The sequence below is a fragment of the Streptomyces sp. NPDC053542 genome (assembly GCF_044544685.1).
Lineage (GTDB): Bacteria > Actinomycetota > Actinomycetes > Streptomycetales > Streptomycetaceae > Streptomyces.
This window is the reverse complement of sequence record NZ_JBITXL010000006.1, coordinates 451,412-476,320: the sequence shown is the minus strand read 5'-3', so window position 1 is coordinate 476,320 and position 24,909 is coordinate 451,412. Positions and strand designations below refer to the sequence as shown.

20 protein-coding genes are annotated in these 24,909 nt (G+C 70.9%); 16 read left to right on the top strand and 4 right to left on the bottom strand.

Annotated features, from left to right (window positions below; genetic code table 11):
- Nucleotides 1-10: 10 nt before the first annotated feature.
- The 13 genes from ACIGXO_RS20005 to nuoN are packed head-to-tail and all read left to right on the top strand — an operon-like array spanning nt 11 to nt 15,884.
- Nucleotides 11-565 carry an NADH-quinone oxidoreductase subunit B family protein gene (locus tag ACIGXO_RS20005; protein ID WP_030262584.1) on the top strand — a complete coding sequence of 185 codons (555 nt, stop codon included), beginning with the start codon at nt 11-13 and terminating at the stop codon, nt 563-565.
- Nucleotides 562-1,335 (top strand): NADH-quinone oxidoreductase subunit C, encoded by a 774-nt coding sequence (locus ACIGXO_RS20000; RefSeq protein ID WP_399788197.1) that lies wholly within the window; start codon nt 562-564, stop codon nt 1,333-1,335. The genes ACIGXO_RS20005 and ACIGXO_RS20000 overlap by 4 nt, the downstream gene beginning before the upstream one ends.
- A complete protein-coding gene (locus ACIGXO_RS19995; RefSeq protein ID WP_399788194.1) occupies nt 1,335-2,657 on the top strand; it encodes an NADH-quinone oxidoreductase subunit D in 1,323 nt (440 codons plus the stop codon). Before ACIGXO_RS20000 ends, ACIGXO_RS19995 begins: the two co-directional genes overlap by 1 nt.
- On the top strand, nt 2,654-3,520 hold the full coding sequence (nuoE, locus tag ACIGXO_RS19990) for an NADH-quinone oxidoreductase subunit NuoE (RefSeq protein ID WP_399788191.1): 867 nt from the start codon (nt 2,654-2,656) through the stop codon (nt 3,518-3,520). The genes ACIGXO_RS19995 and nuoE overlap by 4 nt, the downstream gene beginning before the upstream one ends.
- On the top strand, nt 3,520-4,896 hold the full coding sequence (gene nuoF / locus ACIGXO_RS19985; RefSeq protein ID WP_399788188.1) for an NADH-quinone oxidoreductase subunit NuoF: 1,377 nt from the start codon (nt 3,520-3,522) through the stop codon (nt 4,894-4,896). The genes nuoE and nuoF overlap by 1 nt, the downstream gene beginning before the upstream one ends.
- On the top strand, nt 4,893-7,439 hold the full coding sequence (locus ACIGXO_RS19980) for an NADH-quinone oxidoreductase subunit G (protein WP_399788185.1): 2,547 nt from the start codon (nt 4,893-4,895) through the stop codon (nt 7,437-7,439). Before nuoF ends, ACIGXO_RS19980 begins: the two co-directional genes overlap by 4 nt.
- A complete protein-coding gene (gene nuoH, locus ACIGXO_RS19975) occupies nt 7,439-8,830 on the top strand; it encodes an NADH-quinone oxidoreductase subunit NuoH (RefSeq protein WP_399788517.1) in 1,392 nt (463 codons plus the stop codon). The genes ACIGXO_RS19980 and nuoH overlap by 1 nt, the downstream gene beginning before the upstream one ends.
- On the top strand, nt 8,823-9,452 hold the full coding sequence (gene nuoI, locus ACIGXO_RS19970) for an NADH-quinone oxidoreductase subunit NuoI (RefSeq protein WP_399788182.1): 630 nt from the start codon (nt 8,823-8,825) through the stop codon (nt 9,450-9,452). Before nuoH ends, nuoI begins: the two co-directional genes overlap by 8 nt.
- Entirely contained in the window at nt 9,449-10,306 is an 858-nt protein-coding gene (locus ACIGXO_RS19965) for an NADH-quinone oxidoreductase subunit J (RefSeq protein ID WP_399788179.1), read from the top strand. Before nuoI ends, ACIGXO_RS19965 begins: the two co-directional genes overlap by 4 nt.
- On the top strand, nt 10,303-10,602 hold the full coding sequence (nuoK, locus tag ACIGXO_RS19960) for an NADH-quinone oxidoreductase subunit NuoK (protein WP_030262617.1): 300 nt from the start codon (nt 10,303-10,305) through the stop codon (nt 10,600-10,602). The genes ACIGXO_RS19965 and nuoK overlap by 4 nt, the downstream gene beginning before the upstream one ends.
- A gap of 12 nt (nt 10,603-10,614) precedes the next feature.
- Nucleotides 10,615-12,561, top strand: a complete 1,947-nt coding sequence (gene nuoL / locus ACIGXO_RS19955) for an NADH-quinone oxidoreductase subunit L (protein ID WP_399788176.1) — start codon at nt 10,615-10,617, stop codon at nt 12,559-12,561.
- A 3-nt stretch (nt 12,562-12,564) separates the two neighbouring features.
- Nucleotides 12,565-14,208: an NADH-quinone oxidoreductase subunit M gene (locus ACIGXO_RS19950; RefSeq protein ID WP_399788173.1), complete on the top strand. Its 1,644-nt coding sequence runs from the start codon at nt 12,565-12,567 to the stop codon at nt 14,206-14,208.
- Nucleotides 14,205-15,884: an NADH-quinone oxidoreductase subunit NuoN gene (gene nuoN, locus ACIGXO_RS19945; RefSeq protein ID WP_399788170.1), complete on the top strand. Its 1,680-nt coding sequence runs from the start codon at nt 14,205-14,207 to the stop codon at nt 15,882-15,884. Before ACIGXO_RS19950 ends, nuoN begins: the two co-directional genes overlap by 4 nt.
- Nucleotides 15,885-15,974: 90 nt before the next feature.
- Here the strand turns inward: nuoN and ACIGXO_RS19940 are convergent, their stop codons facing one another.
- On the bottom strand, nt 15,975-16,502 hold the full coding sequence (locus ACIGXO_RS19940; protein ID WP_399788167.1) for a hypothetical protein: 528 nt from the start codon (nt 16,500-16,502) through the stop codon (nt 15,975-15,977).
- 11 nt (nt 16,503-16,513) lie between these two features.
- Nucleotides 16,514-16,948 carry a hypothetical protein gene (locus ACIGXO_RS19935; RefSeq protein ID WP_399788164.1) on the bottom strand — a complete coding sequence of 145 codons (435 nt, stop codon included), beginning with the start codon at nt 16,946-16,948 and terminating at the stop codon, nt 16,514-16,516.
- A gap of 243 nt (nt 16,949-17,191) precedes the next feature.
- Between ACIGXO_RS19935 and ACIGXO_RS19930 the strand changes: the two genes are divergently transcribed.
- Both ACIGXO_RS19930 and ACIGXO_RS19925 read left to right on the top strand, forming a co-directional pair.
- Nucleotides 17,192-18,445: an ATP-grasp domain-containing protein gene (locus tag ACIGXO_RS19930; RefSeq protein ID WP_399788161.1), complete on the top strand. Its 1,254-nt coding sequence runs from the start codon at nt 17,192-17,194 to the stop codon at nt 18,443-18,445.
- A gap of 116 nt (nt 18,446-18,561) precedes the next feature.
- Nucleotides 18,562-19,758, top strand: coding sequence for an NAD(P)-binding domain-containing protein (locus ACIGXO_RS19925; RefSeq protein WP_399788158.1), 1,197 nt, complete (start codon nt 18,562-18,564; stop codon nt 19,756-19,758).
- A 155-nt stretch (nt 19,759-19,913) separates the two neighbouring features.
- Here ACIGXO_RS19925 and ACIGXO_RS19920 read toward each other — a convergent pair whose 3' ends face one another.
- Nucleotides 19,914-21,911 (bottom strand): CocE/NonD family hydrolase, encoded by a 1,998-nt coding sequence (locus ACIGXO_RS19920; protein ID WP_399788155.1) that lies wholly within the window; start codon nt 21,909-21,911, stop codon nt 19,914-19,916.
- A gap of 19 nt (nt 21,912-21,930) precedes the next feature.
- On the bottom strand, nt 21,931-23,403 hold the full coding sequence (locus ACIGXO_RS19915; protein WP_399788152.1) for a peptide MFS transporter: 1,473 nt from the start codon (nt 23,401-23,403) through the stop codon (nt 21,931-21,933).
- 247 nt (nt 23,404-23,650) lie between these two features.
- Here ACIGXO_RS19915 and ACIGXO_RS19910 point away from each other — a divergent pair, with 247 nt between their 5' ends.
- A complete protein-coding gene (locus ACIGXO_RS19910) occupies nt 23,651-24,664 on the top strand; it encodes a polyprenyl synthetase family protein (RefSeq protein WP_399788149.1) in 1,014 nt (337 codons plus the stop codon).
- The last annotated feature ends 245 nt before the right edge of the window (nt 24,665-24,909 follow it).

Here is a 24,909-nt window from a genome sequence, read left to right as displayed (position 1 = left end):
GGGTCACCCAATGGGACTTGAAGAGAAGCTGCCCAGCGGCTTTCTGCTGAGCACCGTCGAACAGGCCGCGGGCTGGGTGCGCAAGTCATCGGTCTTCCCGGCGACGTTCGGGCTCGCGTGCTGCGCCATCGAGATGATGACCACCGGCGCCGGCCGCTACGATCTGGCGCGCTTCGGCATGGAGGTCTTCCGCGGGTCGCCCCGGCAGGCCGACCTGATGATCGTGGCCGGTCGGGTCAGCCAGAAGATGGCGCCCGTCCTGCGCCAGGTCTACGACCAGATGCCGAACCCGAAATGGGTCATCTCCATGGGCGTCTGTGCCTCTACGGGCGGAATGTTCAACAACTACGCGATCGTGCAGGGCGTGGACCACATCGTCCCGGTCGACATCTATCTCCCGGGATGCCCGCCCCGCCCCGAAATGCTGATGGACGCCATCCTCAAGCTCCACGAGAAGATCCAGGGCTCCAAGCTCGGGGTCAACGCCGAGGAGGCGGCCCGCGAGGCGGAGGAGGCGGCGCTCAAGGCACTCCCGACGATCGAGCTGAAGGGGCTGCTGCGGTGAGCGACCCGAAGAACGGCGCGAGCGGGCCGAAGAACGGTACGGGGGCCAACGGGGTCAATCCCGACAAGGAAATCGGCGTGGAGAACCTCCCCGGCCAGCGCCTGGACCAGGGCGAGGTCATCGGCGTCCGGCGCGGCATGTTCGGCGCCAACAACGGCGGCGACACCTCGGGCTACGGCGGTCTCGTACGGACCGTACGGCTGCCGGGGGCGACCTCCCGGCCGTACGGCGGCTGGTTCGACGAGGTCGCCGACGAGCTCGAAGGCGCGCTGGAGGAGCAGGGCCTGGTCCCCGAGAACGTCATCGAGAAGACCGTCGTCGACCGCGGCGAGCTGACGTTCCACATCGAGCGGGAGTACCTCCCGGTGGTCGCGAAGACGCTCCGCGACGACCCGGCCCTCCGCTTCGAACTGTGCACCGGCGTCAGCGCCGTGCACTTCCCCGGCGACAAGGGCCGCGAGCTGCACGCCGTCTACCACCTGCGGTCGATCACCCACACCCGGCTGATCCGGCTGGAGGTCTCCGCGCCCGACGCCGACCCGCACATCCCGTCGGTCGTCAGCGTCTATCCGACCAACGACTGGCACGAGCGCGAGGTCTACGACTTCTTCGGGCTGATCTTCGACGGCCACCCGGCGCTCACCCGGATCATGATGCCGGACGACTGGCAGGGCTTCCCGCAGCGCAAGGACTACCCGCTCGGCGGCATCCCCGTCGAGTACAAGGGCGCCCAGATCCCGGCTCCGGACCAGCGGAGGTCGTACACCTGATGAGCACTTCCCAAGCATCTGCCCGCGAGACCACCGAAGGCCCGGTCTACACCGTCACCGGCGGCGACTGGGACGAGGTCGTCGAGGCCGCCGCCAAGGCCGACGACGAGCGCATCGTCGTCAACATGGGCCCGCAGCACCCCTCCACGCACGGCGTGCTCCGGCTGATCCTGGAGATCGACGGCGAGACCGTCACCGAGGCCCGCTGCGGCATCGGCTACCTCCACACCGGTATCGAGAAGAACCTCGAATACCGCACCTGGACCCAGGGCACGACCTTCGTCACGCGGATGGACTACCTGACGCCGTTCTTCAACGAGACGGCGTACTGCCTGGCCGTGGAGAAGCTGCTCGGCATCACCGACGACGTCCCGGACCGGGCCACGATCATCCGCGTGCTGCTGATGGAGCTGAACCGGCTCTCCTCCCACCTGGTGTGCATCGCCACCGGCGGCATGGAGCTCGGCGCCACCACGATCATGATCTACGGCTTCCGCGACCGCGAACTGGTCCTGGACATCTACGAGCTGATCACCGGCCTGCGCATGAACCACGCGTTCATCCGGCCCGGCGGCCTCGCCCAGGACCTGCCGCCCGGCGCCGTCGACCAGGTACGCGCCTTCGTTAAGAAGATGCGCAAGAACCTCACGGAGTACGACAAGCTCGCCACCGGCAACCCGGTCTTCAAGGGCCGCATGCAGGGCATCGGCCACCTGGACCTGGCCGGCTGCCTGGCCACCGGCGCCACCGGGCCGGTCCTGCGCTCCGCCGGACTGCCGCACGACCTGCGCAAGTCGGACCCCTACTGCGGCTACGAGACCTATGACTTCGAGGTCCCGACCACCGACACCTGCGACGCCTACGGCCGCTTCCTGCTCCGCCTGGAGGAGATGCGGCAGTCCCTGCGGATCGTCGAGCAGTGCCTGGACCGGCTGGAGCCGGGCCCGGTCATGGTCGGGGACAAGAAGATCGCCTGGCCCGCGCAGCTCGCGCTCGGCCCGGACGGCCTCGGCAACTCCCTGGACCACATCAAGAAGATCATGGGCACCTCCATGGAGGCCCTGATCCACCACTTCAAGCTGGTGACGGAGGGCTTCCGGGTCCCGCCCGGCCAGGCGTACGTGGCCGTCGAGTCCCCCAAGGGAGAGCTCGGGGTGCACGCGGTGAGCGACGGCGGGACCCGCCCGTACCGCGTCCACTTCCGTGATCCGTCCTTCACCAACCTGCAGGCCATGGCGGCCATGTGCGAAGGCGGCCAGGTCGCCGACGTCATCGTCGCCGTCGCGTCCATCGACCCCGTGATGGGAGGCGTCGACCGGTGACCGACGTCAGTTTGGGGATGCCGCAGCTCCCCGCCCCCGACTACCCGGCCGACGTACGGGCCCGGCTCGAAGCGGACGCGAAGGAGGTGATCGCCCGCTACCCCGGCGCGCGCTCGGCCCTGCTGCCGCTGCTGCACCTCGTCCAGTCCGAGGAAGGCCACGTCACGCGTACGGGCATCCGCTTCTGCGCGGAGATGCTGGACCTCACCACCGCCGAGGTCACCGCCGTCTCGACCTTCTACACGATGTACCGCCGCAAGCCGAGCGGCGACTACCAGGTCGGGGTGTGCACCAACACCCTCTGCGCCGTCATGGGCGGCGACGCGATCTTCGACGAGCTGAAGGAACACCTCGGCGTCGGCAACGACGAGACCACCGCCGACGGCAAGGTCACCCTCGAACACATCGAGTGCAACGCCGCCTGCGACTACGCGCCCGTCGTGATGGTCAACTGGGAGTTCTTCGACAACCAGACGCCGGAGAGCGCGAAGCGGCTGGTCGACGACCTGCGGGCCGGGCGGCCCGTCGCCCCGACCCGCGGCGCGCCCCTGTGCACGTACAAGGACACCGCCCGCATCCTGGCCGGCTTCCCCGACCGGCGGGAGGGCGCCGTCGAGGCGACCGGCGGCGCCGGGCACGCCTCGCTCGCCGGGCTCCGGCTGGCCAGGGGCGAGGAACTGCCGGGCGGCACGGACCACGTCGTCGCCCCGCGCGACGGCGCCCGCCCGACGGACGAGGCCCCGGCGGGCGGCGCGGCGGGGGAGGCTCCGCCGACGCACCCCAGCTCGCACGACGCACCCCGCCACACCTCGGCCTCCGACCCGGCGCACCCGTCGGGACCTGCTGCTGAGGAGGGAGAGTGATGACGGTGTCCACGGAATACGGTGGCGCCTCCCGGCCGGAAGCCGGTGGCGAGACCAGCCCCGAGAAGCTGCTCACCCCCGTCCTGTCGGCCTTCTGGGACCAGCCGAACTCCTGGACCCTGGAGACCTACCGGCGGCACGAGGGCTACGAGGGCGCGCGCAAGGCACTGGCCATGGCCCCGGACGACGTCATCGCGTACGTCAAGGACGCGGGGCTGCGCGGCCGCGGCGGCGCCGGCTTCCCCACGGGCATGAAGTGGCAGTTCATCCCCCAGGGGGACGGCAAGCCGCACTATCTCGTTGTCAACGCCGACGAGTCGGAGCCGGGGACCTGCAAGGACATCCCGCTCCTCTTCGCGAACCCGCATGCGCTCATTGAAGGCATCGTCATCGCTTGTCATGCGATCCGGTCGGAACACGCGTTCATCTATTTGCGCGGTGAGACCGTGCCCGTACTGCGGCGGCTGCACGAGGCCGTACGCGAGGCGTACGCGGCGGGCTACCTCGGCAAGAACGTGATGGGGTCCGGGCTCGATCTGGAACTCACCGTGCACGCGGGCGCGGGCGCGTACATCTGCGGCGAGGAGACCGCGCTGCTGGACTCCCTCGAAGGCCGGCGCGGACAGCCCCGGCTGCGTCCCCCTTTCCCCGCGGTGGCCGGCCTCTACGCCTGCCCCACTGTGGTGAACAACGTCGAGTCCATCGCGTCGGTTCCCGCCATCATGAACCGGGGCAAGGAGTGGTTCCGCTCGATGGGCAGCGAGAAGTCCCCGGGCTTCACGCTGTACTCGCTGAGCGGCCACGTCACCAACCCCGGCCAGTACGAAGCCCCGCTCGGCATCACGCTGCGCCAGCTGCTCGACATGAGCGGCGGCATGCGCCCCGGCCACCGGCTGAAGTTCTGGACCCCCGGCGGCTCGTCCACGCCGATGTTCACCGACGAGCACCTGGACGTCCCGCTGGACTACGAGGGCGTCGGCGCGGCCGGCTCGATGCTGGGCACCAAGGCCCTCCAGTGCTTCGACGAGACGACCTGTGTCGTACGGGCCGTCACCCGCTGGACCGAGTTTTATGCGCATGAATCGTGCGGAAAGTGCACACCGTGCCGCGAAGGCACGTACTGGCTCGTCCAGTTGCTGCGCGACATCGAGGCCGGCAAGGGCCGCATGGAAGACCTCGACAAGCTGAACGACATCGCCGACAACATCAACGGCAAGTCCTTCTGCGCCCTCGGTGACGGCGCCGCCTCGCCGATCTTCTCCTCGCTCAAGTACTTCCGCGCGGAGTACGAGCAGCACGTCACCGGCAAGGGCTGCCCCTTCGACCCGGCCAAGTCGACCGCTTGGGCCGACAAGCACCTGGAGGTGAACGCATGACGGTGACCACTAGTAGCGCGGCCTCCGGGGGCGGCGAGGCGGCGGTCCCGCCCGAAGACCTCGTGTCGCTGACCATCGACGGCATCGAGATCAGCGTGCCGAAGGGCACCCTGGTCATCCGGGCCGCCGAGATGCTCGGCATCGAGATCCCGCGCTTCTGCGACCACCCGCTGCTGGACCCGGCCGGCGCCTGCCGCCAGTGCATCGTCGAGGTCGAGGGCCAGCGCAAGCCGATGGCGTCCTGCACGATCACCTGCACCGACGGCATGGTCGTGAAGTCCCAGCTCACCTCGCCGGTGGCCGAGAAGGCGCAGCGCGGCGTGATGGAGCTGCTGCTGATCAACCACCCGCTGGACTGCCCGGTCTGCGACAAGGGCGGCGAGTGCCCGCTGCAGAACCAGGCCATGTCCGCGGGGCAGGCCGACTCCCGCTTCGAGGGCAAGAAGCGCACGTTCCAGAAGCCGGTGCCGATCTCCCAGCAGGTGCTGCTGGACCGCGAGCGCTGCGTGCTGTGCGCCCGCTGCACCCGCTTCTCCAACCAGGTCGCCGGCGACCCGATGATCGAGCTGCTCGAACGCGGCGCGCTCCAGCAGGTCGGCACCGGCGAGGGCGATCCGTTCGAGTCGTACTTCTCCGGGAACACCATCCAGATCTGCCCGGTCGGCGCGCTGACCTCGGCGGCGTACCGGTTCCGCTCCCGCCCCTTCGACCTGGTCTCCTCGCCGTCCGTGTGCGAGCACTGCGCGGGCGGCTGCGCGACGCGTACGGACCACCGGCGCGGCAAGGTCATGCGGCGGCTCGCGGCCGACGACCCCGAGGTCAACGAGGAGTGGATCTGCGACAAGGGGCGGTTCGCCTTCCGGTACGGGCAGCTGCCCGACCGGCTGGAGACGCCGCTCGTCCGGGACGCGTCCTCGGGTGAGCTGGTGCCGGCGAGCTGGCCCGAGGCGCTGGAGGCGGCGGCCCGCGGGCTCGCCGCGGCGCGCGGCCGGGCCGGCGTGCTGACCGGCGGCCGGCTCACCGTCGAGGACTCCTACGCGTACGCCAAGTTCGCGCGCACCGCCCTGAACACGAACGACATCGACTTCCGGGCCCGCGTGCACAGCGCGGAGGAGGCCGGCTTCCTCGCGGCGCAGGTCGCGGGGCACGGCCGGGACCTGGACGGGCAGGGAGTCACCTACCGCTCGCTGGAGGCCGCGCCGGCCGTCCTGCTGGCCGGTATCGAGGCCGAGGAGGAGGCGCCCGGCGTCTTCCTGCGGCTGCGCAAGGCGCACCGCAAGAACCGCCAGCGCACCTTCGGGCTCGCTTCGTACGCCACCCGGGGGCTCATCAAGGCGGGCGGCACGCTGCTGCCCGCGGCGCCCGGTACGGAGACGGAGTGGCTGGACGCGCTGGCCGGCGGGGTCGGGCTGGAGGGCGAGGGCCGGGTCGCGGCCGAGGCGCTGCGGGCCGAGGGCGCGGTGATCGTCGTCGGTGAGCGGCTGGCCTCTGTGCCGGGAGCGCTCACCGCTGCGGTACGCGCCGCCTCGGCCACCGGTGCGCGGCTCGTCTGGATCCCGCGCCGGGCGGGCGAGCGGGGCGCCGTCGAAGCGGGCGCGCTCCCCGGGCTGCTGCCCGGCGGCCGGCCCGCGACGGACCCGCGCGCCCGCGACGAGGTCGCCCGCGCCTGGGGCGTGGTCGCGCTGCCGCACCGGCACGGCCGGGACACCGGCCAGATCCTGGAGGCCGCGGCCACCGGCGAGCTGAACGCCCTGGTGGTGGCCGGCGTCGGGGTCGAGGACCTGCCCGACCCGCGGCGCGCGGTCGAGGCACTGGACGCGGTCGGCTTCCTGGTCAGCCTGGAGCAGCGGCCGAGCGAGGTCACGCGGCGGGCCGATGTGGTGCTGCCGGTGGCCGCCGTGGTGGAGAAGGCCGGCACGTTCCTCAACTGGGAAGGCCGGGCGCGGCCCTTCGAAGCCGCGCTCAAGCCGGACCAGATGACCCGCCGCCATCTGCTCCCGGACGCCCGGGTGCTGCACATGCTCGCGGACGCGATGTCCGTGGCGGACGACGCGGTACCGGGGCTGGCGCTGCCGGACGTGCGCGCCGTACGGGCGGAGCTGGACCGGCTCGGCGGCTGGGACGGCCAGCGCGCCGCCGGTGACCTGCTCGCCGGCACCGAGGCGAGGGCGCTGCCCCGGCCCGGCGCGGGCGAGGCGGTGCTCGCCGGGCACCGGCTGCTGCTGGACCAGGGGCGGATGCAGGAGGGCGACGCGGCGCTGGCCGGTACCCGGCACGCCGCGGTGGCCCGGATGTCCGCCGCCACCGCCGCCGAGGCGGGCATCGAGGACGGCGCGGACGTACGGGTCACCGGCCCGCGCGGCGCGGTGACCTTCCCCCTCCAGGTCAGCGAGATGCCCGACCGGGTGGTGTGGCTGCCGCTCAACTCCCGGGGCGGCGGCGTCCCGTACGACACCGGAGCGAACCCCGGTGACCTGGTGACGGTCGCCGCGCAGACCGCGGGCCCGGCGGCCCCGGCGGACGGCACGGAGGTGGCGGAATGATGAGTCTCGCCGCGGAACAGCTGGCGCCCGTCGCGGACAGGATCGCGCTGGCCGCCGAGGACCTGAGCGTCTTCGGGCGCGACCCGTGGTGGCTGGTGGTCATCAAGGCGGTCTTCTGCTTCGCGTTCCTGATGCTGACCGTGCTCTTCTCGATCGTCTGGGAGCGCAAGGTCGTCGCCTGGATGCAGCTGCGCATCGGGCCCAACCGGCACGGCCCCTGGGGCATGCTCCAGTCCCTCGCCGACGGCATCAAGCTGATGCTGAAGGAGGACGTGGTCGTCAAACGGGCGGACAAGGCGGTGTACATCCTCGCCCCGGTCGTCGCGGCCATCCCCGCCTTCATGGCGTTCGCCGTCATCCCGTTCGGCCCGGCCGACAACGAGATCTCGATCTTCGGTCAGCGCACGACGATGCAGCTCACGGACCTGCCGATCGCCGTCCTCTACATCCTGGCCACGGCCTCGGTCGGCATCTACGGCATCGTGCTCGCGGGCTGGTCCTCGGGCTCGACGTACCCGCTGCTCGGCGGGCTCCGATCGTGCGCCCAGATGATCAGCTACGAGATCGCGATGGGCATGGCCTTCGCGTCGGTATTCCTCTACTCCGGCTCGATGTCCACCTCGGCGATCGTCGACGGACAGCAGAGCACCTGGTACGTCGCGCTGCTGCCGGTCTCCTTCCTGATCTACATCGTGGCGATGGTCGGCGAGACGAACCGTGCGCCGTTCGACATGCCGGAGTCCGAGGGCGACCTGGTCGGCGGCTTCAACACCGAGTACTCGTCCATCAAGTTCGCGATGTTCATGCTCGCCGAGTACGTCAACATGGTCACCGTCTCGGCGGTCGCGGTCACCCTCTTCCTCGGCGGCTGGCGCGCCCCCTGGCCGGTCAGCACCTTCTGGGAGGGCGCGAACCACGGCTGGTGGCCGCTGCTCTGGTTCACCATCAAGATCCAGCTGCTGCTCTTCTTCTTCATCTGGCTGCGCGGCACGCTCCCCCGCGTCCGCTACGACCAGTTCATGAAGCTGGGCTGGAAGGTCCTCATCCCGGTCTCGATGGTCTGGCTGATGCTGGTCGCGACCGTACGGGCGCTGCGGAACGAGGGGTACGACTTCCAGCGGATCGTGCTGTACGTCGGCGGCGCCGCGGTCGCCCTGCTGCTGGTCTCCTTCGTCGCGGACTTCTTCCGCAAGAGCGAGAAGGAGGAGGAGAAGCCGGCGGAGGAGCCCTTCGATCCGATGGCGGGCGGCTTCCCCGTACCGCCGTTGCCCGGTCAGACCCTGCCGCCCGTGCCGCGGCGGCGGCCGCGCCACCAAGATCGTGAGCTGATTGTCAGTGGCGGGGTCAATACTGACAGTGACGAAAGTGGGAAGGGGGACAACGGTGTCTGATTTCCAGAATCCGGTGGCCGGCTTCGGCGTGACCTTCAAGGCCATGTTCAAGAAGCGGCTCACCGAGCAGTACCCGGAGGAGAAGAAGCCGACCGCGCCTCGTTTCCACGGCCGGCACCAGCTCAACCGCCATCCGGACGGCCTGGAGAAGTGCGTGGGCTGCGAGCTCTGCGCCTGGGCCTGCCCGGCCGACGCCATCTATGTGGAGGGCGCGGACAACACGGACGAGGAGCGGTACTCGCCCGGCGAGCGGTACGGCCGCGTGTACCAGATCAACTACCTCCGCTGCATCCTGTGCGGCCTCTGCGTCGAGGCGTGCCCCACCCGCGCGCTCACGATGACGAATGAGTACGAGCTCGCCGACCGCACCCGCGAGTCCCTCATCTACACCAAGGAGGAGCTGCTCGCGGGCCTGGAGGAGGGCATGGTCGACACTCCGCACGCGATCTTCCCCGGCATGACGGAGAAGGACTACTACAACGGCCTGGTGACCGAGGCCGCGCCGGGCACGGAGCGGCAGGTCGCGGTCAGCAAGGGCGAGCGGCCGGACGACGGCCACGGGGTGCCCGAGACCCCGGCCCCCACGGCCGAGCGCCCGGCGGGGACGGGGGTGGAGGCATGAGCAGCGCAGCACTGGCCGCGGCCTCCGCGACCTCCACGGGCGAGGCGGTGCAGTTCTGGATCCTCGGCACGGTCGCCGTGGTCGGCGCGCTGGCCACGGTCCTGATGAAGCGGGCGGTGCACAGCGCGCTCTCGCTCGCCGCCACCATGATCATCCTGGCGGTCTTCTACCTCGCCAACGGCGCGTACTTCCTCGGCATCGTCCAGATCGTCGTCTACACCGGCGCGATCATGATGCTCTTCCTCTTCGTGGTCATGCTGGTCGGCGTCACGGCGGCGGACTCCCTCAAGGAGACGCTCAAGGGCCAGCGCTGGCTGGCGGCCGGCGCCGGGCTCGGCTTCGGCATCCTGCTGATCGCCGGCCTCGGCAACGCCTCGGTGACGCACTTCAACGGCCTCGGCGAGGCCAACGCCGGGGGCAACGTCCAGGGCCTGGCGGCCCTCATCTTCACCAAGTACGTCTTCGCGTTCGAGCTCACCGGCGCGTTGCTGATCACCGCAGCGGTCGGCGCGATGGTCCTCACGCACAAGGAGCGCACCGAGCGCGCCAAGACCCAGCGCGAGCAGGCCGAGCAGCGGGTACGGGAGGGCCGGCAGGTCACGCCGCTGCCCGCGCCCGGTGTCTACGCCCGGCACAACGCGGTCGACGTGCCGGGGCTGCTGCCCGACGGCACCCCCTCCGAGCTCACCGTCAATCCGACCCTGCGCAAGCGCGGCCAGATCCGGGACGTGTCGGGGGAGTCGCTGGCGGAGCTGGCGGCGCTGGAGCGGCGCTCCTCGGAGTGGCTGGAGCGCGGCGAGGCCCCCGAGCGCGGCGAGCAGGTCCGGGAGCGCGGCGAGGAGGCCACGCGATGAATCCGATCAACTACCTCTATCTGGCGGCGCTGCTCTTCACCATCGGCGCGGCCGGGGTGCTGATCCGGCGGAACGCCATCGTGCTCTTCATGTGCGTCGAGCTGATGCTGAACGCCTGCAATCTCGCCTTCGTGGCCTTCTCGCGGCTGCACGGAAATCTGGACGGCCAGATCATCGCGTTCTTCACGATGGTCGTCGCCGCGGCCGAGGTCGTGGTCGGCCTGGCGATCATCGTGACGATCTTCCGTACCCGCCATACGGCCTCGGTCGACGACGCCAGCCTGATGAAGCTGTAAGGGGTCGCACTCGTGGAATCTCTGATCGCGCTGCTCGTCGGGGCACCACTGGTCGGTGCGGCCGTGCTGCTCTGCGGCGGCAAACGCCTGGACCGTTCGGGCCACTGGCTCGGCACGCTGCTCGCGGTGGTGTCGTTCGTCATCGGCCTGGTGCTGTTCGCGGACATGCTGGGCAGGGGCGCCGAGGACCGCGCCCTGCACCAGCACCTCTTCAGCTGGATCCCGGTGGGCGGCTTCCGGGCCGATGTCGCCTTCCAGCTCGACCAGTTGTCGATGACGTTCGTGCTGCTGATCACCGGTGTCGGATCGCTGATCCACATCTACTCGATCGGCTACATGGAGCACGACGAGCGGCGCCGCCGCTTCTTCGGCTATCTCAATCTCTTCCTTGCGGCGATGCTGCTGCTCGTCCTCGCCGACAACTACCTCCTGCTGTACGTCGGCTGGGAGGGCGTCGGCCTCGCCTCGTACCTCCTCATCGGGTTCTGGCAGCACAAGCCGAGCGCGGCGACGGCGGCCAAGAAGGCGTTCCTGGTCAACCGGGTCGGCGACATGGGCCTGTCGATCGCGATCATGCTGATGTTCACCACCTTCGGGACGTTCGCGTTCGGCCCGGTGCTGGGCGCGGTGGGCGACACCAGCGAGGGCAAGCTGACCGCCATCGGGCTGATGCTGCTGCTGGCCGCCTGCGGCAAGTCCGCCCAGGTGCCGCTGCAGTCCTGGCTGGGTGACGCGATGGAGGGCCCGACCCCGGTCTCGGCCCTGATCCACGCCGCCACGATGGTTACCGCGGGGGTCTACCTGATCACCCGGTCCGGCGCGATCTTCAACGGGGCGCCGGATGCACAGACCGCGGTGGTCGCGGTCGGCGCGGTCACGCTCCTCTTCGGTGCGATCGTCGGTTGCGCGAAGGACGACATCAAGAAGGCGCTGGCCGGGTCGACCATGTCGCAGATCGGATACATGATCCTCGCGGCGGGGCTGGGCCCGATCGGGTACGCCTTCGCGATCATGCACCTGGTCACCCACGGCTTCTTCAAGGCGGGCCTCTTCCTCGGCGCCGGTTCCGTGATGCACGGGATGAACGACGAGGTGGACATGCGCCGTTACGGCGGCCTGCGGAAGTACATGCCGGTCACGTTCGTGACGTTCGGCCTGGGCTACCTCGCCATCATCGGCTTCCCGGGCCTCTCCGGCTTCTTCTCCAAGGACAAGATCATCGAGGCGGCGTTCGCCTCGGGCGGCACCCAGGGCTGGATCCTCGGGGGAGCGGCCCTGCTCGGCGCCGGGATCACCGCGTTCTACATGACGCGCGTGATGCTGATGACCTTCTTCGGCGAGGAGCGCTGGCGCAAGGCGCCCACTCCCTCGCCCGAGGAGCCGAGCGTCGAGCCCGCCGCCGAGACGCGTGGCGAGTACACGCCACCGCATCCGCACGAGTCGCCGAAGTCCATGACGCTCCCGATGATCCTGCTGGCGTTCGGCTCGGTCTTCGCCGGCGGACTGTTCAGCATCAACGAGGCGTTCGTGCACTGGCTGGAGCCGGTCACCTCCTTCGAGCACGGCCACTCCCCGCTCGGCGCGGCCGCGGTGACCTCCGCGACCATCGTGGTGCTGCTGCTGGGCGTCGCCCTCGCCTGGCTCCAGTACGGCCGCAAGCCGGTACCGGCCGTGGCGCCGCGCGGCTCGTTCCTCACCCGCGCTGCCCGGCGCGACCTGCTCCAGGACGACTTCAACCACGTCGTACTGGTCCGCGGCGGCGAGCAGCTGACCCGCGCGCTGGAGCGGATCGACCACTCCGTCGTCGACGGCGCGGTCAACGGCACCGCGGTGTCGGTCGGCGGTCTCTCCGGCCGGCTGCGCCGCCTGCAGACCGGTTACGTCCGCTCCTACGCCCTGCAGATGCTGGGCGGCGCCGCGGTGCTGGTCTTCGCGACCCTGCTGATGAGGGGTGTCTGAGCCATGTCGTTTCCCTTGCTGACGGCCGCCGCCGCGGTCCCGGCGATCGGCGCGGTCGCCACGGCCGCGGTGCCCGCCGCGAAGCGCACCGCCGCCAAGTGGCTGGCGCTGCTCTTCTCGCTGGCCACGCTGGCGCTGGCGCTGGTGATCGCGGTCCGCTTCGACCCCGGCGCCAAGGGCCCGTTCCAGCTCACCGAGTCGCACGCCTGGATCGCCGACTTCGGCGTGCGGTACGAGCTCGGCGTGGACGGCATCGCGGTGGCGCTGATCGCGCTGACCGCCCTGCTGATCCCCTTCGTGATCCTGGCGGGCTGGCACGACGCCGACCCCCTCGAAGAGGACAACTCCAATCGCCGCTGGCGCCCGACCCAGGGCCTCTTCGCGCTGATCCTCGCCGTCGAGGCGATGGTGATCCTCTCCTTCGAGGCCACCGACGTCTTCCTCTTCTACATCTTCTTCGAAGCCATGCTCATCCCGATGTACTTCCTCATCGGCGGCTTCGGGGACCGGGCGGGCGCCGACGACGCGACGGAGGGCGCCGCTCGGCGCTCGTCCGCCGCGGTGAAGTTCCTGCTGTACAACCTGGCCGGCGGTCTGATCATGCTGGCCGCGGTGATCGGCCTGTACGCCGTCACCGCCGACCAGCTCGGCACCGGCACCTTCTCGCTCTCCCAGATCGTCGAGGCCCGCGCGGCCGGCGAGCTGACCATGGGCGCGGGCACGGAGCGGCTGCTCTTCCTCGGCTTCTTCTTCGCCTTCGCGGTGAAGGCGCCGCTGTGGCCGCTGCACACGTGGCTGCCGGGCGCCATGGGCGAGTCCACGGCGCCGATCGCCGTGCTGATCACCGCGGTGGTCGACAAGGTCGGCACGTTCGCGATGCTCCGCTTCTGCCTCCAGCTCTTCCCCGAGGCCAGCAAGTGGGCGACGCCGGTGATCCTGGTGCTGGCGCTGGTCAGCATCCTGTACGGCGCGCTGCTCGCGGTCGCCCAGCGGGACATCAAGCGGCTGGTCGCGTACGCGTCCATCTCCCACTTCGGCTTCATCATCCTGGGCATCTTCGCGATGACCAGCCAGGGCCAGGGCGGCGCGACGCTGTACATGGTCAACCACGGCATCTCCACCGCCGCGCTGATGCTGGTCGCCGGCTTCCTGATCACCCGCCGCGGCTCGCGCCTGATCGCCGACTACGGCGGCGTGCAGAAGGTCGCGCCGGTGCTGGCCGGCACGTTCCTGATCGGCGGCCTCGCCACGCTGTCGCTGCCCGGCCTCGCGCCGTTCGTCAGCGAGTTCCTGGTACTGGTCGGCACGTTCAGCCGGTATCCGGTCATCGGCATCATCGCCACGGTGGGCATCGTGCTGGCCGCGCTGTACGTCCTCGTGCTGTACCAGCGCACGATGACCGGGCCGGTCAAGGCCGAGGTCCAGGGCATGCCCGACCTCAAGGCCCGGGAGCTGGTGGTGGTGGCGCCGCTGATCGCGCTGCTGCTCTTCCTCGGCGTCTATCCGAAGCCGCTGACCTCCATCGTCAATCCGGCGGTGGACCACACGCTGTCCGTCGTGGACAGGCAGGACCCCAAGCCCGACGTACGGGTCAACGCCGAGCCGCATGAGGCCGGTTCCGATCGAGATGCGGAGGCCGCGAAGTGACATCCGTGGCAGCGGTCCACACCCTGTGGACGATGGCGGACGGGGCGGCCGGCTCCCCGTTGGCCCCGGACGGCCCCGGCAGGATTCCGGCGCCGCACATCGAGTACGCACAGCTGGCGCCGACCCTGATCGTGCTCGGCGCGGCCGTGCTCGCCGTGATCGTCGAGGCGTTCTGGCCGCGCCGCGGCCGGTACTACGCGCAGGTGCTGCTCTCCGTGGTCGCGCTGGCCGCCGCCTTCGCCGCGGTCATCGGCCTCGCGGCCGGCGGCTTCGGCACGACCAAGGCACACATCGCCGCGATGGGTGCCCTCGCGGTGGACGGCCCGGCGCTCTTCCTGCAGGGCACGATCCTGCTGGTCTCGCTGATCGCCGTCTTCACCTTCGCCGAGCGCAGGCTCGACCCCGCGGCGCACGGCCGCCCGGTGGACTCCTTCGCGGCGCAGGGCGCCGCGGTGCCCGGCGGGGAGGCGGAGAAGGCGGCGGTCAAGGCCGGCTTCACCACCACCGAGGTCTTCCCGCTGGCCCTCTTCGCGATCGGCGGCATGCTGGTCTTCCCGGCGGCCAATGACCTGCTGACCCTCTTCGTCGCGCTGGAGGTCTTCTCCCTCCCGCTGTACATCCTGTGCGCGCTGGCCCGCCGTCAGCGGCTGCTCTCGCAGGAGTCGGCGGTGAAGTACTTCCTGCTCGGCGCGTTCTCCTCGGCGTTCCTGCTCTTCGGCATCGCCCTGCTGTACGGCTACGCGGGCACGGTGACGTACGCGGGCATCGCCGAGGTCGTCAGCGACGGCGCCAAGCAGATCGATCCGGCGCTCGCCGACACCATGGGCAACGACGCGCTGCTGCTGATCGGCGGCGCGCTGGTGGTCATGGGCCTGCTGTTCAAGGTCGGCGCCGTCCCGTTCCACATGTGGACCCCGGACGTGTACCAGGGCGCGCCGACCCCGGTGACCGGCTTCATGGCCGCCGCCACCAAGGTCGCCGCGTTCGGCGCGCTGCTGCGCCTGCTGTACGTCGCGCTGCCGGGCCTGCGCTGGGACTGGCGCCCGGTGATGTGGGGCGTGGCGATCCTGACGATGCTGGCCGGCGCGGTCATCGCGCTCACCCAGACCGATGTGAAGCGGCTGCTGGCGTACTCCTCCATCGCGCATGCGGGCTTCATCCTGGCCGGCGTGATCGCCACCAGTAAGGACGGCATCTCGTCGGTGCTCTTCTACCTGCTGGCGTACTCCTTCGTGACGCTCGGCGCGTTCGCGGTGGTCACGCTGGTGCGGGACGCGGGCGGCGAGGCGACGCACCTGTCCAAGTGGGCGGGGCTCGGGCGGCGTTCGCCGCTGGTGGCCGCGGTCTTCGCGGTCTTCCTGCTGGCCTTCGCCGGCATCCCGCTGACCTCCGGGTTCGCGGGGAAGTTCGCGGTGTTCAAGGCCGCGGCGGAGAGCGGCGCCGGCTGGCTGGTCGTGATCGGTGTGCTCTCGTCCGCCGTCGCCGCGTTCTTCTACATCCGGGTGATCGTCCTGATGTTCTTCAACGAGCCGAAGGCGGACGGCCCGACGGTGGCGGTGCCCAGCCCGCTGACCATGACGGCCATCGCGGTCGGCGTGGTGGTGACGCTCGTCCTGGGCCTCGCGCCGCAGTACTTCCTCGACCTGGCGGGGCAGGCGGGGGTCTTCGTCCGCTGACCCGGCCAGGTATCCGTACGCACGAAGCTGCCCGGCACTCCCGCGAGGGGTGCCGGGCAGCGGCGTACGTACGCAGGAGGGCCGGGTACGTCAGCCGTTCTGCTGGAAGCCGTCCAGCGACGAGGGATCGATGGACGGCAGGTCCGTCGTGCCCTCGGTCCGGGTGAAGACGGACTCCTTGCCGGAGGCCCAGCGCACGGTGAGCTTCTTGCCCTGGAGGCTCTCCACCGTGCCCGCGGAGTGCTCGGTGTCGCCGTCGGTGCACTTGAAGGCGAGCTTGACCGGCTCGCCGTCCACGACCTTGCCGCCGCAGGACTTCTTGCCGATCAGTACCGCCTCGTGCTTCGAGACGGACAGGATCAGCAGGCCCTTGTCGGCGTGCAGCGCGTTCGTGGTCCAGCCGCCCTCCAGGGACGCCACGGAGACGTCGCCACCGGGCGTCTGCCCGGCCGACGAGGCGGACGGCGACGGCGACTCCGACTTCTTCGCGCCACCGCCGGTGCCGCCACCGGTGTCGCCGCCGCCGCTGCAGCCGGCGAGCAGGACCGCCGCCGCGGCGGCCGCGACGGCGAACTGGATGCCCTTGCGCACGTTGATCTCCTCGGGGGAACCGCTCATCGGGAAGCCGCTCAGTGGGTACCGGACGGCAGGTCAGGCTTGGGGATCTCCACCTTGCCCTCGGTCTTGGTGAATTCCTCGGTGGGCCCGTTCTTCCAGCTGACCGTGAGCGTGTCGCCGGTCTGCTTCACATTGCCCATCGAACGGGTGTCGTCGCCGTTGCTGCACTTCAGCGCGAGCATGGTGGCGCCCATGTCCTGGACCGTGCCCTGACAGGCGGTTTTGCCGTCGGACAGGGTCGCGGAGTCGCCGATGACCGCCAGGGTGACCGTGCCGTTCGCGGACTTCGACTGCCAGGCGCCGTCGATGCCGGTCGCGGGCTTGTCGGCACCCTCCGCGGACGGTGACGGCTTGCTCTCCTCGCCGCCCTCGCCGCTGCTGCCGCAGCCACTGAGCAAGAGCGCGGCGATGGCGGCCGCCCCGGCGAACTGCGCTGCCTTGCGCACGTACGTCTCCTCCGTTGTGGGACAGGATTCGTGAGGCTAGCAGTCACGCGCATGACAACAGCCCCATCAGCACCGTGAGATGCCTGCTGTCCGACGGGCAGCACGTACCCGTTCCGTACCAGTCATCCGAGACGTACCTAAAGAGTAAGCAATGTCCGGAAATGGATTGGCGGATCACCCATGGGGGTTCTAGCGTCCTGACGGGGCGCGGCCGGGGTGGGGCTGTGGCCATAGGGGGGACACGTGGCTCATGCCAGCACGCGGTTCACGGTCGACCGGACCGTGCCAGGGCTGATTGTGAAGATCGGTGATTATCCGCTGCACCACGGCGGGGTGGGGGCGATCCGCAGCCTGGGACGGCTGGGCGTGCCCATGTACGCGATCACGGAGGACAGATACACGCCGGCCGCGGCGTCGCGGTACCTCAAGGGGCGGTTCGTCTGGCCGACGACCGGCCGCGAGGACCCGGAGCGGCTGGTCGACGGACTGCTGCGGATCGGCCGCCGGATCGGCCGGCCGACGGTCCTGATACCGACCGACGAGGAGGCCGCGGTACTGATCGCCGAGCACGCGGACGTCCTGGGCGACCGCTTCCTCTTCCCGCGCAGTCCTGCCGGGCTCTCCCGCAGACTCGCCAGCAAGCAGGGCCTGCACGAGCTGTGCACCGAACACGGCATCCCGTCCCCCCGGGCGGCCTTCCCGCAGACGCAGGCGGACATCGAGGACTTCGCCGCACGGGCCCGCTTCCCGGTCGTCGCCAAGAACCGGGAGGCGTTCCAGCGCCGCAGCCGGCCCGCCGTGAACGGCACCACGCGCATCGCGGACGCCGCTCACCTGCGCCATCTCGCCAAGAGCTGGGGCCCGCACCCCGGCGTGATCCTCCAGGAGTACCTCCCGCGCGAGGAGGCCGAGGACTGGATCGTGCACGCGTACTTCGACGGGGACAGCGCGGCGCTGACGATGTTCACCGGGGTCAAGGTCCGCTCGTGGCCGCCGCACGCCGGGATGACGGCCTGCGCGTACGTCGTGGACAACCCCGAACTGGCCGAGATGACCGCGCAGTTCATCAAGCGCATCGGCTTCAGCGGCATCGTCGACCTGGACTGGCGCTACGACCGCCGGGACCGGCGCTACAAGCTGCTGGACTTCAACCCGCGGATGGGCGCGCAGTTCCGGCTCTTCGAGAACGAGGCGGGCATCGACGTCGTCCGCGCCCAGCACCTGGACCTGACCGGGCGCGCGGTGCCGGAGGGCGAGCAGCGGGCCGGACACCGCTTCGTGGTGGAGAACATCGACCTGCCCGCCTGGCTGGCGTACCGCCGCAGCGGCTATACCACCCCGCACGTGCCGGACCGCCCCGCGAGCACGGAGCTGGCCTGGCTCGCCGCCGACGACATGAAGCCGTTCTTCACCATGCTCGCGCGGTTCGTCCGGCCGGGCGCCAAGCACCTGTGGCAGATGTGGCGCGACCGGTCGGGCCGGTGTCACGAGCGCTGACGCCCGCGCGCCGCCGGCGCGCTCCGATTCCCGCACGGTTCCGGGCAGCGCGGCCCCGGGCCGTGCACCGGTACGCAGTACGACGCATCAGCAGCACCCTGGGGAGGGAAACCCGAGTGAACACTCCGGTAGCAGTCATCGGCGCAGGCCCCTTCGGCCTGTCCACCGCCGCTCATCTCCGCGCACGCGGCATACCCGTACGGACCTTCGGCCGCCCGATGGTGAGCTGGAGTGAGCACATGCCGGCCGGCATGCTGCTGAAGTCCACGCCGGCGGCGTCCAGCATCGACACCCCGCAGCCCGGCCATACGCTCGTCGACTACTGCGCCGCGTCGGGGGAGCGGCGGTACGAGTCGGACTGGGACATCATCCCGGTGGAGACCTTCGTCCGGTACGGGCAGTGGTTCCAGCAGCGGCTGGTGCCGGACCTGGAGCAGGTCCGGGTCGTCTCCGTCGACCGGCAGCGGTCCGGCTTCGAGCTCAAGCTGGACAGCGGTGAGCAGTTCAGCGCCCGTGCGGTGGTCGTGGCCACGGGACTCACCGGCTTCGCGCACGTGCCCGCCGAGCTGGCCGATGCCGTACCGGATGGACCGTCCCCCACTGGGCCCATCTCGCACAGTTCGCAGCACGCCGACCTGTCCGGGTTCGCGGGCCGCGAGGTCGTGGTCGTGGGCGCCGGGCAGTCGGCGCTGGAGAGCGCGGTGCTGCTCGCGGACGCCGGCGCTTCGGTGCGGGTGCTGACCCGGGGCCGGCAGGCCGTCGGCTTCGGCGCGCCGCCGGACCGGCAGCCGAAGCTGCGCCCCGAGACGCCGTTCGGCAACGCCTGGTCGCTGTACGCCTTCTCGTACCACGCGGACGGCTTCCGCTATCTGCCGGCGCCGACCCGGCAGTTCCTGGTCAAGCGGGTGCTCGGGCCGCTGGGCGCGTGGTGGCTGCGGGACCGGTTCGTGGGCCGGGTGCAGGTGAGCGCCGGGCGGCGGATCGTGCGAGCCCGGGTCGAGGACGGCCGCCCCGTGCTGTCGCTGCGCGGCTCGGACGGGTACGACGGCGAGCTGGCGGCCGATCACGTGCTGGCGGCCACCGGGTACCGGGTGGACCTGGGCGCGCTGGACTTCCTCGGACAGGGGCTGCGGACGGAGCTGGCGGTGGGCGCGGGCGGGCCGCGGCTGGGCGCCGGCTTCGAGTCGTCGGTGCCGGGGCTGTACTTCACGGGGCTGCCGGCGGCGGCCAGTTACGGGCCGGTGATGCGGTTCGTCTGTGGCACGGAGTTCGCCTCGCCGAGGCTGGCCAGGTCCATCGCACAGACGCGGTGACGCTTCGCGGGGGCTCCGCCGCAGCTCCGCCGCGGGGCGACTGTCAGTTTGCGGCTGCGGGCCGCATGGGGCTGGGCGCGCAGTTCCCCGCGCCCCTGAGCGGGCGGGCCTCGTACGGCATCAAGTGCCGTACGAGGCCCGCCCGCTCTTCGGGCTCACACCGCCGTGCGGGGAATGCGGCGCTCCCAGCTGCGGCGGAAGATCTCCTCCTCGCCGTCGTGGCACACGACCTCGTTGCGCGTGACGAAGTCGCCGGCGTCGGTGGTGATCTCCGAGCGGGTCCGGATCCGGGCGTCCCAGCCCAGGTCCGGGCGGCGCAGCCGGATCGACCAGTCCGAGCGGGTCGCCGCGCTCTCCGGGTCGGCGCTGTCGATCCGGTACGTCTCCAGCGCGTCCTCGGTGAACTCCAGCCCGTCCGGGTAGATCCGGGTGCCGCCGTAGCGCGGGTCCACCTCCAGCGTCCAGGTGCCGGCCGCGACGTCCCGGATCACCTTCCGTTCGGGCCGCTGGTCACCGCCTTCGGGGAAGATCACGCCGAGCGGTTCGGACTGCTCGGGCACCTCGAAGGTGATCTCCGGCTCTTCCGTGCCCGGGGTGCGGACCGGCAGTTCGACGGTGCTGGCGGCCGGGTCGACCGTCCAGCCCGCCTCGCTGCCGGCGTGCGGCCAGATCCACGGCCAGTACGCGGAGGAGAGTGCGACGCGGATGCGGTGCCCGGCGGGGAACGCGTGCCCGATGCCGTTCAGCTCGAAGGTCACGTCCTCCGTGGCGCCCGGCGTCCATTCCACGGCCCGGTCCCGGCCGTGCCGGGTGAGGAGGTTCAGTACCCCGCGGGTGACCAGCGTGGACGAGCCGTCCGGCGCCACGTCGCAGATGCGGGCGATGACCTGGCCGCGCGGTACTTCCGAGGTCAGCCGCAGGGTGACGCGCGGCCGGCCCAGGATCTCCACCCGCTCGGTCAGCTCCGGCAGGTCGAAGCAGACCGAGCGGCCGTCCTCCTCGCGCTGGTCGGGCGGCAGATCCGCGTCGTTGCCGAAGGGGAAGTAGCGGCCCGCGTCGACGCCGGTGTGCTGCGGCGAGCGGACCAGCAGCGGCCGGTCGCCGGGCAGGGTGTACGCCGTCGGTGTGACGTTGGGCGAGGGCCAGGCGGGGTCGGCGACCCAGCGGCCCGGCAGCTCGTCGTAGACCGTGGCCGGCGGGTGCGACTCGCTGATCCAGGCGCGCAGCAGCGGGTCGTCCTCGACGCCCCGGTCCTCGCCCTTGAGCCAGTGGTCCCACCAGCGCAGCGTCTCCTGGAGGAAGCCGATCGCGGGGCCCGGCGGCAGGCCGCGGTCCGGATACTGGTGCGACCAGGGCCCGATGAGGCCGCGCACGGGCGCGTCGAGGTGCTGGACCAGGCGCAGCGCGGTGTCCCGGTACGGGTCGTGCCAGCCGCCGACGGCGAGCACCGCCGCCTTGATCGCCGAGTAGTCCTCGCAGACGCTGCCGTGCTGCCAGTACGCGTCCCGCGACTGATGGTCCAGCCAGGTGTGGAGGAAGGGATCGACCGCTTCGAGGCGGTCCGTCCACTGCTTCCGCCAGCCCTCGCCGACCTGTGCCGGGTCCGGCGGGCGGGAGACGAAGGCGAGCATCGTGGCGGCCCAGGCGTGCATGTCCACGGCGAGCAGCGAGCCGCCCATGTAGTGCACGTCGTTGTCGAAGCGGTCGTCCGCCGAGCAGACCGTGACGATCGCCTTCAGCGCCTCGGGCGCGCGGGCCGCGAGCTGGAGGCTGTTGAAGCCGCCCCAGGAGATGCCGAACATGCCGACCTTGCCGGAGCACCACGGCTGCGCGGCCAGCCACTCGATGACGGCCACACCGTCGGCCAACTCGGTCTCGGAGTACTCATCGGTGGGCAGGCCCTCGGAGTTGCCGTGGCCGCGGACGTCGACGCGGACGGAGGCGTAGCCGTGGCCCGCGTAGTACGGATGGCGCTGGGCGTCGCGCGGCGCGGTCCAGTCGCTCAGCCGGTAGGGCAGGTATTCGAGCAGCGTGGGGACGGGCTCCGTGCCGTACGGGCGCCAGACGCGGGCGTAGAGCCGGGTGCCGTCCGGGAGGGGGATGCGGACGTCCTCGCGGAACGTCCGGTACGGGAAGTCGGTGCGGATGCGCATGGTGCCGGTCCAGGGTGTGTCAGTGAACGGGGTGCATGGTGCGGCGCAGCCAGGGTCCGGCGGCGATCACCGCGAGGCCCACGACGACCGCGAAGCCGCCGTTGAGGCCGAAGTACAGCTCGTGGGAGATCTTCCCGAAGTACTTCACGACCTGGGCCTGGATGCCGTTGGCCAGGGCGAGGGAGAGGAACCACAGGGCCATCGTCTGGCTGGTGAACGCGGCGGGCGCGAGCTTGGTCGTCGCGGACATGCCGGTGGTCTCCAGCAGGATGTCGCCGAGACCGAGCAGCACGAAGGAGATCAGGAGCCACCAGGCGGCCATCTTCCAGTCGCCGGTCCGTCCGTGCGTCGCGGGGACCATGACGAGGAAGGACAGGCCGCCGAGGAGCACGCCGTACGCGATCTTGTGCGAGGCGTGCGGCTGGCGCCGGCCGAGCTTGACCCAGACCGCCGCGACGACCGGCGCGAGCAGTACCTCGGCGCCGCCGAGCACGGAGCCGTACCAGGTCGAGGGGAACTCCCAGCCGAGGATCTCGGTGTCCGCATGGCCCGCGGCCAGCAGCGTCATCGTCGAGTACGACTGGAAGAGGACGAAGTTGAAGACCACCGAGGCGGCGAAGAGCACGAGGTAGGGGCGGAGCCGGCCGCGTTCCTCGGAGCCGACGCGAGGGCTGCGGAACATCACCGCGAAGTAGGCGACGGGGGCGATCACCGAGATCACCGTCAGCACGTCCACGGTGCGGTCCATGGTCAGCCACCCGGCCAGTGCCAGGGCCGTGGCGACGGCGGCGACCAGTACGCAGCCGCCGGCTATCAGCCAGGTCGCGCGGCGCATCGCGGCCCGCGGCAGGGCGAATTCGGCGCTGTGCTTGCGGCCCGCGAGGCCCTTGCGACCCGCGATGTACTGGATCAGGCCCAGCGTCATGCCGAGCGCGGCGGCCGAGAAGCCCCAGTGCCAGCCCTGCTTCTGGCCCAGCCAGCCGATGATCAGCGGGGCGAGGAAGGCACCGGTGTTGATGCCCATGTAGTACAGCGCGAAGCCCGCGTCCCGGCGCTCGTCCTCGGTCGCGTAGAGCTTGCCGACCATGGTCGAGACGTTCGGCTTCAGCAGGCCCGTGCCGGCGATGATCAGGCCCAGGCCCACCCAGGTCATGGCCGCGGTGGGCACCGCCATGGAGTAGTGGCCGCAGGCGATCAGGACGCCGCCCCACAGGACCGCGCGGTAGGAGCCCAGCATCCGGTCCGCGAGCCAGCCGCCGGCGACCGAGACGAGGTAGACCAGGGTGCCGTAGGCGGCGGTGACGGACGCGGCGGTGTTCTCGGCCATGCCGAGGCCCCCGTGCGCGACCGTGTCGGCGAAGTACAGGACCAGGATGGCCTGCATGCCGAGGAAGGAGAACCGCTCCCAGACCTCCAGGCCCGAGAGGGTCAGCAGCCCTCGCGGGTGACCGAGGAAGGAATGAGCGTCGCGAGGGTGCGGGGGTCCGGACACGGGTGTGACTCCTGGGGGTCGGGTGATTGGCTTGTTTCTGCTGTCCGTTCCTCCGGGTGCAAAACCCGCGACGGTGGGTGATCAAGAACATGCCGGACCCCGGTACGGCGGCGCTCTCCCGGCCGCCGGGTGCGGAAGACGGACGGGCGCTCATGGTGATCGAACTGGGACCGGATACGCTGGCCAATGGTGGAGACAGCGACAGATCGACAATCCGTTTGATCGTCAGCAGACAGGAGTAACCCTCGTGACCGTCGTCGGGCCCTTCGGGCTGAGCGTGCGGGACCAGGCTCTTGAGGCCGATGTCCAGGCCGGGTTGGCGGCTGTCGAGGAGGGCCTGCTGGAGGCCACCAAGAGCGACGTGCCGTTCATCACCGACGCCGCGCAGCATCTCGTCCGCGCGGGCGGCAAGCGTTTCCGGCCGCTGCTGGTGATGCTGGCCGCCCAGTTCGGTGACCCCCACGCGCCGGGCATCGTGCCCTCGGCCGTCGTCGTGGAGCTGACGCACCTGGCGACGCTGTACCACGACGACGTCATGGACGAGGCCGAGGTGCGCCGCGGGGTGGAGAGCGCCAACGCCCGCTGGGGCAACTCGCTGGCCGTCCTGACCGGCGACTTCCTCTTCGCGCGTGCCTCGCACACCCTGGCCGACCTGGGTCCGGAGGCGGTCCGCATCCAGGCCGAGGCGTTCGAACGGCTGGTGACCGGCCAGATCCTGGAGACCGCGGGGCCGCGCGACGGCCGCGACCCGGTCGAGCACTACCTCGACGTCATCGCGGGCAAGACCGGCTCGCTGATCGCCGTCGCCGGCCGCTTCGGCGCGATGATGTCCGGCGCCGACGAGGCCACGGTCGACATCCTCACGCAGTACGGCGAGCGCCTGGGCACGGCCTTCCAGCTCGCCGACGACGTCCTGGACATCGCCAGCGACGCAGGCGAGTCCGGCAAGACGCCCGGCACCGACCTGCGGGAGGGCATCCCGACGCTGCCGGTCCTGCACCTCCGCGCGCTGGCCGGCTCCGACGCCGCCACCGAGGAGGACCGCGCGCTGGCCGCCCTTCTGGACCAGGACCTCACCGACGACGCCCGGCACGCCGAGGCGCTGGCCGGGCTGCGTGCCCACGCCGCGCTGCGGCAGGCCCGCCGCGACACCATCCGGTACGCGGAGGAGGCTCGCGCGACGCTGGCGCCGCTGCCGGAGTGCGCGGCGAAGACCGCGCTCCAGGAGCTGTGCGACGCGGTGGTGCACCGGGCGGGCTGACCGTTCCGGTGTACGGCCCCTGGGCCGGGGTCGGCGTAAGGCCCGGGCCGGGGGGCGGCGTACGGCGGGCTTCGCCCGTGGCAGTACGCGGTGCGCTGCCCCCACGGGCGGTCTCATCCTTCAGCAGTACACCGTCCCAGCCCCCGGGCTGACGCTTCTCGTTGGCGGATTTGGTGGCATTGACACCACCACGCCATGGCGGCGCGGGCCACAATGAGCCCGAGGTGTGGACGAGTGCGTTGCGT